Origin of the sequence: Vibrio sp. (assembly GCF_050299255.1) — a bacterium.
Classification (GTDB): domain Bacteria; phylum Pseudomonadota; class Gammaproteobacteria; order Enterobacterales; family Vibrionaceae; genus Vibrio.
Map to the genome: position 1 here is coordinate 1 of NZ_JBNKVP010000107.1, position 8,204 is coordinate 8,204.

Below are 8,204 nucleotides of genomic sequence, written 5' to 3' on the forward strand. Positions count from 1 at the left end.
GTCGACCGCGTTGACGACAATATTAGATACATCAACCGAGGCATCGCCCAGATCATGTTGCAAGTTGTCAAGTAGTGTGGCGGTTATCGTGACCGAACCGCTTTGCCCGGCTAGAATGGCATTTCCATCAAGAGACAACTGGATTAAATCGACGTTATCAACACTTCCTATTAAGTCGCCACTAACACCATCGACTCTCCATGCGATGGAATCGCCTGCTTTTAATCCTTCCACAATCAGGCCGTCTGTAGAACCAAACTCAAAGCTAATGATATCGGCTGCACCGGCACTAAATTGCAACGCTCCGGTATCGGTATCAGTTAAATTGCCCAGTGTATCTGCATCATCCAGAATCAGGCTCAGCGAGTCTCCACCGACTAGTTCATTGACTCCATTAATCGTAATAGTCACTGTGGTGGTGGTGACACCATCGGCACTGGTCACGGTAAATTGGTCAGTCAAAGTTTCATTGACATTCAAATCTTGAATTGCAGACTGCGAGTTATCCGCTTGATAGGCCCAGTTACCATCTGCATCAATGTCTAAAGTGCCGTAATCCCCTTGCAGACCATTCTCCGCAATGAACTTGTCTTCGCCTGCATCCCCACCGATGCCCGGGGCTAAGGTGCCGTTAGTGGTTAGGATCGCCGCCGTATCCTCAGTAACCTCACCGGTATCAGGTGTCAGAGTTGGGATATCGTCGATCGGCGTGACACCGATGTTCACCACCAGGCTATCAGTGCCGCCCTGGCCGTCCGACACCTCAACGGTAAAGCTGTCGCTGCCGTGGTAGTTCTCGTTCGGCGTGTACGTCCAGCTTCCATCGCTGTTGACCGTAGCAGAGCCATTACTTGGTTCACTGGTTTGTCTGAATGTGAGGCTATCGCCGTCGGCATCGGTGGCCATCAGAACGCCGCTGACCGGAGTATCTTCCGGTGTTTCCACATACACGTCGTCACCTTGCGGCGCGTTGTTCTCATCTGAAACGGGTTCAGACGCATTCTGAACAATAATATCGAGAAGCTGCAGGCTCTGGGTTTGAGACAAACCTTGTGACATAAGTCCTTCGGTTTCGAAGTGGGTTGACGCGAGAGACTCTGCACCGGTTCGACTGACAGCACCAGTCGTGGTTGGGCTGGATCCATCCGCTTGCCCTGCGGCGGTTGCCTGATCTTCGTTTAAAGTCGGGTCAGCGCCCAACTCAATCTGTTGAATAATCTGCGCGATTTCGTCATCGAGCTGCAAGTTCTCCGGTGTACCGTCCTGACCAACTATTACCGCTTTAATGTCTGTCGCAGCTGTGGTTCCTTCACCAATAGTAACAATGACTTCCCCGGGCCCGGGAAGTTCACCTGGCAACAGTTGGCGAATCTGACCGTTAATATCTATAACTATGGTTGCGCCTGCCAAAACAAAAGGCGACAAAATTGCGGTGTTCATAACTTTTTCCTTGTTAACGCAATACGCCCCCCTCCCCAAAGGAAAGGGACAGATTATCCTTTTTACCTGCCTTAATGCTAAGCGTTGCGTATGCCGGGCGCCATATAATCACAAAAAAATCCTAATAAAACATTTAAGTTGTCAATATATATAGGAAAATTATTTTTGACTTAACTTCTCATTTTTCAAATGTTTCAACTAAGCTTGCATTACATCGAAACGTGGTTTTCTCCAAAACCCCGCACCCTCTGCGTCAATCTAATTCGGCCTACACAAAACAAGGAGATGTCTTGTGAAATGGAAGAAAAGTCTTGCCTTAAGCTTTGCCATCGCGGCAAGTTTGAATGTGCATAGCCAAACACTGGAACAATCGATCGCCATCACTCTGGCTACTAACCCAGAAATCAAAGCCATGTTTAATGAGTACTCCAGTACGTTGAAACAAGCGGATGCCGCAAAAGGTGATTATTTACCCAGCATAGATCTGGATGCAGGCATCGGTTATGAGGGTATCCGTCCGCCGGAATCCACCTTCCGGGAAGATACCGACTATACCCGTAAGGAAGCTGCCATCAGCTTGACCCAGTTGATCTGGGACGGTTCTGCCACGCTGAACAATATTGACCGCACCGCTGCCGATGCAGAATCAGTTCGGTTACAACTGTTATCAGATGCCTCAGATTTGGCACTTAAAGTCACTCAGGTGTATCTGGATGCAGTCAAAGCTAAAGAAGTGTTGGCACTGTCCGAAAGTAACTTGAAAGTACATAAAGACATCTATCGCGACATTAAGCGCCGCACTGAATCGGGTATCGGCTCGACTGCCGATTTAACCCAGGTCGAAGCGCGTATCGCCAAGGCACACGGTAACTTGCTGGCGGCGCAGAACAATCTGGTCGACGCCCATACTCAGTTTCGGCGCTTGGTCGGACAAGAGCCGCTGGGGCTTATATATCCGCGAGCCGATGAAACTAAGTTGCCACTCTCGTTAACCGACGCGTTAGTTCAGGCATTTGACCGCCATCCAGTTATTCAGGTAGCCAAAGCGGATATTGATTCGGCCCGATTCCAATACAAGCAATCAAAAGGTAATTTTTACCCGACGATTTCTGTTGAAGCCAGCCAGTCCTGGCGAGACGATGCCGCAGGCGACAAGGGCAAACGCGATGAAACTCTGGCAATGCTGAGATTGCGCTACAACCTGTTTAATGGCGGTACCGACAGTGACTTGTCTGAACGAGCAGCCTTTCAACTCAACAAAGCCAAAGATCTTCGAGATAACGCCTACCGGGAAATTGAAGAGAGCCTTCGTCTTTCCTGGAGTGCGTTGGATTTAACGCTGCAACAGAAAAACTTTTTGGCAGACCATGTCGACTCTGCTTCTGAAACCGTCATTGCCTATGGTAAGCAGTATCTGATTGGCCAGCGCACACTGCTGGATGTGCTCAACACAGAAAATGAATTGTTTGAAGCGCGCAAAGATTATTTGGATGCCCACTACGCAGAGCAATATGCCAAATATCGGGTGATGAATAACACCGGGGTACTGTTAGACGCATTGATGGTCGACATACCACAGCAATGGACCAACAAAGTGGAGTATTGATGATGAAGACTATCAACTTCTTAAGCTACACCGCGTTGGCACTGGTTATGTCTACCGTAGCAAACGCGCAGGAAGAGGAATACGAATACATGGATCCGCCTACGGCAAATCAGGTTGCGGATTTAAGGGATGATGACGGAGATGGCGTTGTCAATGCCCGGGATATCTGTCCTGACACGCCTGAAGGTGCTCTGGTGGATAATGACGGCTGCGGAGAAACTGTCCGTTCTGAAGAAGATCGCCAGTTAAGGATTCTGTTTTCGCACGACTCGTTTGAAATCAACCCAGTATTTGCCAGCCAAATCCAGGATATGGCCGACTTCCTGAAAAAATATCAATCCGCCTCGATAGAAATTCAGGGTTACGCCAGTAAGGTGGGCTCCAATGAGTACAATCTGGATCTGTCCAAGAAACGCGCAGAGGCGGTGGAAAACAAGCTGCTGTCCTACGACATCGCTCCCAAGCGAGTCAGGATAGTGGGTTATGGTGAAACTCACCTTGAAGAGCAAGGTGATGACGCTCGCGCGCACGCACTCAATCGCCGCGTGACCGCCACGGTAGTCGGGCTGAAAGAAAAAGTGGTCGAAGAGTGGACCATATTCACCACTATCCCAAAATAGTCATTTTAAAAGCTTCAGCAAGCAAAACGCCCTCAATTGAGGGCGTTGCTTGTCTGATATCAACGCCAGAATATTACTTGTCAGAAACTAACTGAGCACTTTTTTTGGGTAGAGAACGACTTAGCATCCAGTATCCCACCACAGCGGCTGTAGTTGAGCCCATCAGAATTCCCAAACGGGCGTAGGTGTCAAACAACGCGTTGCCCGCTCCGAATGCCAGTGACGAAATAAAGATAGACATGGTAAAGCCGATACCACACAGTACTGACACCGCAAAGATATGACGCATGTTTATCCCCTCTGGCAGCTTGGCGACTCCCATTTTCACGGCTACCCAGCTGAAACTGAAAATACCCAGCGGCTTACCGAGAAACAGACCCAGAGCGATGCCCAGAGGCAATACCGATGTCAGACCATCGACCGATATACCTTCCAAGGAGATACCAGCATTGGCAAAGGCAAACACAGGCAAAATACCAAAGGCAACGTATGGATGCAGCGCATGCTCCATTTTTTTCAGCGGTGAATACTGGTTGGGCTTGCCTTGCAGTGGAATCGCAAAGCCTATGACCACCCCGGCCAGAGTCGCGTGCACCCCAGATTTGAGTACGGCCACCCATAAGATCGCGCCAACGATCATATAAGGCAATAGCCGGGTTTCCTGACGGGAATTAAGCCAGAATAGCGCTCCGGTCATGATGAAGCCGACAGTGAGTGCCGTAGTAGATAGGTCGCCACTGTAAAACAGCGCGATGATGACGACCACACCCAGGTCATCGATGATGGCCAGCGCCAACAAGAACACTTTCAGGCTTGATGGCACACGATTTCCCAATAGAGCCATGATACCAAGTGCGAAAGCTATATCGGTAGCCGCCGGGATCGCCCAGCCTTGAATGGCATCAGGATCGCCAAAATTAAAGGCGACATAAATTAGCGCAGGTGCCAACATACCACCAACGGCTGCAATGGCCGGGAAAATCGCCGTTTCGCGGGATTTCAGCGCCCCTTCCAGCAACTCACGCTTAACTTCAAGCCCTATCAACAGGAAGAAAATTGCCATCAAGCCATCATTGATCCAGTGGCTTAACGACATGCCAAAGAGATAGGTGTGCAATCCAGCTTGATAGAATTCATTGAGCGGAGTGTTCGCTATCGTCATCGCGATCGCCGCAGCAACCACGAGTACGATCCCGCCCGCCGACTCCATCTTAAAAAAATCGCGAAAAATATCACTCATTAGATCGTTCCTAATTAAATTATCGGTTTAGACGATGTAATACGAATATTCCCGAGTGTATAGGTAACAAAATTACAGGAAAAATCGCTTGTTTAGAGTTATTAATTCGGAATATCCGAATAATACAATCTAACAACACGTATATATCGCAATAAAAAACGCACGCTTAGTAAAGTATAGGAAACTTGGCTAGTACGAATAGTCGAGTAGAGTGAGGTAACTGAAAGTAAATAACGCCCATCAATAAAAATACAGCATAAAATCAGTTTGTTACATTGACCTGACAAATATATTTGAAAGGCAGATTGGACTAATCAATAGCCCTGCAACTGCATATATCCGTTTACTGAATGAGAGCCTTTTGTTGTGACACCTCCTTGCCAGTAGGGGATAGCAAAAGGCAGCCACATATTGATATTCTGCGCATGAACAGTTACATCGACGTTTAACTCAGCTATGCGCAATCGCCACACAACAGGGATACGTCTGCCGTTATACTGAGTGGCATATTGAATGGGCTCCAGAACGATATTGCTTCCTTCCAAATTAACAACTTGCCCATCTTTGCGCATCTGACTGGCATAGACATAAGCGGGGTGGCCGGGATAACGAATCTGGCTGAGCTGTAATACACTATCGTCAGCGAGATTTAATACGAACCAGTCCCAGCCAAAATTGTAGGGTTCGAACATGCTACTGCCCCACTCTTTGCTTAACCAGCCTTTGCCTTCTACCGTGACTGTTTTTGCCCCCAGCTGTATCTCGCCACTCACTTGAATGAAAGGTGCAGCGATTTCGTAACTGGCTATCGGGAATAAGTCATGGTGCGGTAAATACCCTTCTTCACCCGGTAGAGAGTACTGTCCGGTATTGACCATTTTTAGATCAACGCTAAATCCATCCGTCGCGGCACGCAGGTTACCCGGCAGTGGAGTCGACCCCATTGCCCGCCACTGCCAGTTGTCAATGAACAGCCGAAACGGTTTGCTATTCATACCGGCCTGGCCAATTCCGCCGCGGGCCAGCCGTTGTTCTTTAAAGGCTTCGACCGGAGATGACACCACCAGGTAAGACAAGTAAAGCTGTGGACTCCGCCAGCCAGGCAGATCGACATTCTGTTGGCCTATACGCCAGAAACTCCATTGAATGGTATACGGCTTGCCATCTGCCCCATTAACGTTGGCATTAAAATTCCATAAACCATACTGGTATTCAGGCTGAATTTGAAACGCATCGGGAATAACTACGGGCTTGCCCGGTGAAACCGGTGCAAAAACCACTGACTGCTTATTGGGCAAAACACCACTTAAATCGTCAACGGTTTCCTGCTTAGTCAAATTTGGCGACCATAGCCACAAAATGGCGGCTGATATCGCAATCAATAATACGATGGCGATTAACAACGACTGCAGATTGCGATAGCGGCGATTCATCTAGACGGCACTCCGCAGCAGCTTGATTGGTGTCAGGCGTAACAGTCGCATTACAGGCAGAGCTCCGGCGATAATCAGCGACAACATCGCCAGCGCGATGGTCTGCAAATAACCAAACGGAATGAACTGCAGCGAAATCGTCCAGCCGAAGGAGTGTTTTATTACAATGTCCACCACCAGATAAGCCAGTGCCAACCCCAATGGCATCGCGATCAGAAAAGCAATCACGCCAAAGAAGAACAGTTGGCTGCTGCCCATCAGAATTAATTCTCTGCCACTTATTCCCAGGCACCGGAGCAACGACATGTGCCGCTGCCGCGACACTTCTCCGGCCAGGGTCGCAAAGAAAATACCAAATACGGCGATAAACAAGGTCAGATTACCGAGTGTGGCTGCGATGGCAAAGGTTTGATCGAACACCTTCATCGCCTGATCATGAATGTGTTTATTTTCAAACACTCTGCTGCTGTCGAGTCGGAAATCGCTCTTTAAGCGTCGCATAATTTTAGAGGTCTGCTGCGGATCATCCAGTTTGACCGCCAGCGCCACATCCCCGGATCCGGAGAAGACTTTGCGCCAGTTCTGATGCGAAATAATGATCTGATCGTACGGGTTACCATAATCATAATAGACACCGACGACTTGCCAATCGTCGCCCATCAGCCCCGCCAGCTTGAACTTATCCCCCGGACGAATATTGTGCTTGAGCGCCATCGATTCAGAAATGAGCACGCCATTGTTCTGATGTAGCTGAAACCAGTAATTCGGTACACCCAGCTTAATCGTCAGTGCGTCCATTTCATCCTCAGAGTCACCGCTACTGACCACCTGTACTGTCCCCTGCTCAGTCGAAACTTCTGTCTCCAGACGCCACCATACGGATTGCACCTCGGGTTGGTCCGATAGCCAGTGCTTGACTCGATCAGAGGTGGAATGCATAGGGAATAGGTACAGGTCGGCAGCTAAGCGCTGGGATAACCACCGCTCAGTGGTATCACGGAAGCTACCCACCATAGTTTCAACCCCAATGTTAGCCGCCAGGGCCAACATAAAGGCCATGGTCGCCACCCCACGGTAGCTCATACTGGCAGCCGCGTCGGCGAAGAACCACCGCAGTTTTACCCACTTGAGCCAGAATGACAGCGCGTTGAATACTTTCCAGAGTATGAAAGGCGTTAGCAGGGCTACGCTGGTCAGCATCAGGACAATAATGGCATAGCCTGTTTCCTGAGTTTGAGGTATCTGATAGATCGCGATGGCAGCCACCGCGAACGCACAGGCCAGCAGCGCCTGAATAGTAAACTCACGGCCGGCAAAACGTACCAGAGATAACCGGGTCGTTAACCGCACAGGCTGGGCACGCAGCAAACGAACCAGCGGCCAGGCGCACGCCAGGCAGGCACCAAGCAAGGTCATATAGAGACTGTAGAGGGCAGAGTGCCAGTTCCAGGAGACCGTTAAGCCCACATTGGCATCATAGAGATCGGCTAAGCTGGCCGAAACAGCCGGAATCAACTGGTTGGCTAAAACCATGCCAAACAGGTTACCGCAACCCCAGCTGATCAACACAAACAGCAGCAGTTCCAACAATAACGCGCTGGCGAGTTGCCAGCCGGACACTCCGGTCTGACGCAAGGTGCCGACCAACGGCTGCCTCTGAGTCAGTGATAACGACATCGCCTGATAGAAAATAAACACGCCCACCAGAAATGCCAACATCCCCATCGCGGTCAGGTTGACGTGAAAAGCCTGTGTCAGCGATTGCAGTTCGATTTTCGAGTTCCGATTCAGGCTGAGCCCATTAGGAAGGCGTTTGCTTAGCTGTTCCAGTTTCTCTGCTGGCATTTCGGCACACGCGATAACCG

General features: G+C 49.6%; 6 protein-coding genes. 2 read left to right on the forward strand and 4 right to left on the reverse strand.

Translation table 11 applies throughout. From position 1 onward, the window contains the following. Positions 1-1,440: VCBS domain-containing protein (locus ACQY6F_RS17355; protein ID WP_428776228.1), on the reverse strand; the 1,440-nt coding region annotated here is incomplete at its 3' end. A gap of 292 nt (positions 1,441-1,732) precedes the next feature. On the opposite strand from ACQY6F_RS17355, the gene ACQY6F_RS17360 reads away from it, so the two are divergent. Together ACQY6F_RS17360 and ACQY6F_RS17365 are read left to right on the forward strand one after the other, a co-directional pair. Next, a complete protein-coding gene (locus ACQY6F_RS17360; protein WP_428776229.1) occupies positions 1,733-3,046 on the forward strand; it encodes a TolC family outer membrane protein in 1,314 nt (437 codons plus the stop codon). After that, the gene (locus tag ACQY6F_RS17365; protein WP_428776230.1) at positions 3,022-3,666 is read left to right on the forward strand and encodes an OmpA family protein; all 645 of its coding nucleotides are present in this window, start codon (positions 3,022-3,024) and stop codon (positions 3,664-3,666) included. Before ACQY6F_RS17360 ends, ACQY6F_RS17365 begins: the two co-directional genes overlap by 25 nt. 73 nt (positions 3,667-3,739) lie before the next feature. Here the strand turns inward: ACQY6F_RS17365 and nhaA are convergent, their stop codons facing one another. The 3 genes from nhaA to ACQY6F_RS17380 form a co-directional block, all read right to left on the reverse strand. Then, on the reverse strand, positions 3,740-4,906 hold the full coding sequence (gene nhaA / locus ACQY6F_RS17370; protein WP_428776232.1) for a Na+/H+ antiporter NhaA: 1,167 nt from the start codon (positions 4,904-4,906) through the stop codon (positions 3,740-3,742). A 314-nt stretch (positions 4,907-5,220) separates the two neighbouring features. Further along, positions 5,221-6,339, reverse strand: a complete 1,119-nt coding sequence (locus tag ACQY6F_RS17375; protein ID WP_428776233.1) for a lipocalin-like domain-containing protein — start codon at positions 6,337-6,339, stop codon at positions 5,221-5,223. Further along, positions 6,340-8,204, reverse strand: a 1,865-nt coding sequence (locus ACQY6F_RS17380) for an FtsX-like permease family protein (protein ID WP_428776235.1), incomplete at its 5' end; no start/stop codon positions are given.